Source organism: Pedococcus sp. 2YAF34, from assembly GCF_052114585.1.
Lineage (GTDB): Bacteria > Actinomycetota > Actinomycetes > Actinomycetales > Dermatophilaceae > Pedococcus.
In genome coordinates this window covers 1-966 of sequence record NZ_JBFRFA010000078.1, presented here as the reverse complement: position 1 = coordinate 966, position 966 = coordinate 1, and the positions used below count along the sequence as shown (strand labels likewise).

Here is a 966-nt window from a genome sequence, read left to right as displayed (position 1 = left end):
TAGGCGCGGGCGTAGCCCCACCCGTCGGCCAGGGTGCGGTGAAAGCGTTCGATCTTGCCGTTGGTCTGTGGCCGTCGGGGCCTGGTGCGGGTGTGGCGGATGCCGAGTTCGGCGCAGGTGTCGCGCCACAGGTGGGACACGTACGGGGAGCCGTTGTCCGACAGCACCCGTTCGGTGGTGATGCCGCGGGCAGCGAACCAGGCCACTGCCCGGCGCAGGACTGCGGTTGCGGTGGTGGCGGTCTCGTCGTCGTGGACCTCGGCGTACCCGACCCGGGAGTGGTCGTCGATGACGGTGTGCACGAACGCGTGCCCGAGCAGGGGTCCGCGGTTCTTGCCCTTGCGCCGGGTGGGGTCGGTGCCGGCACGGTTCCGGTTGCCCTGGGCGCGGCCGACGAACCGCCATCCGCCACCGTCGGGGATGTTGCCGAGCTTCTTGACGTCCACGTGCAACAACGCGCCCGGGTGATCGTGCTCGTACCTGCGTACCGGTTCGCYGGTGGCCCGGTCGACGTGGGACAGCCGGTTGAGCCGACACCGGACCAACACCCGGTGCGCAGTCGAGGGCGCGACACCGGTCAGGGCGGCCAGCTGGACCGGCCCGAGGCGTTTGCGCAGCCGTAGGGCCACGATCCGTTTCGTGACGGTCGGGCAGGTCTTGGCCGGCATCGAGTGCGGCCTGCTCGACCGGTCGGTCATCGGCAGCCCGGCGGCGTACCGCTCGGACCAGCGCTTCACCGTTGGCCAGGAGCATTGGAACCGTGCGGCGACCTCGGCGATCGGGACGCCTTGGTCGATGACCAGTCGGGCCACTCGAAGTCGGGCGCGAGGAGTCAGTGCAGCGTTAGCGTGGGACACGAGGGCCTCCTGTTTGGCGAAGTGAACCTTCAGCAGTTCCACTCCACCGCGGGAGGCCCTCCCACGTCATCCCCTCAGATCGAGGAGTCGCACTCCCTCAACCAACCTG

The 966-nt window shown here is 69.6% G+C and carries 1 protein-coding gene; it reads right to left on the bottom strand.

The genetic code is table 11. The annotated features are described in order from the left end of the window. The coding region (locus AB4Z02_RS18920; protein ID WP_441972904.1) for an IS481 family transposase at positions 1-857 on the bottom strand (857 nt) is incomplete at its 3' end. Between the last annotated feature and the right edge of the window lie 109 nt (positions 858-966).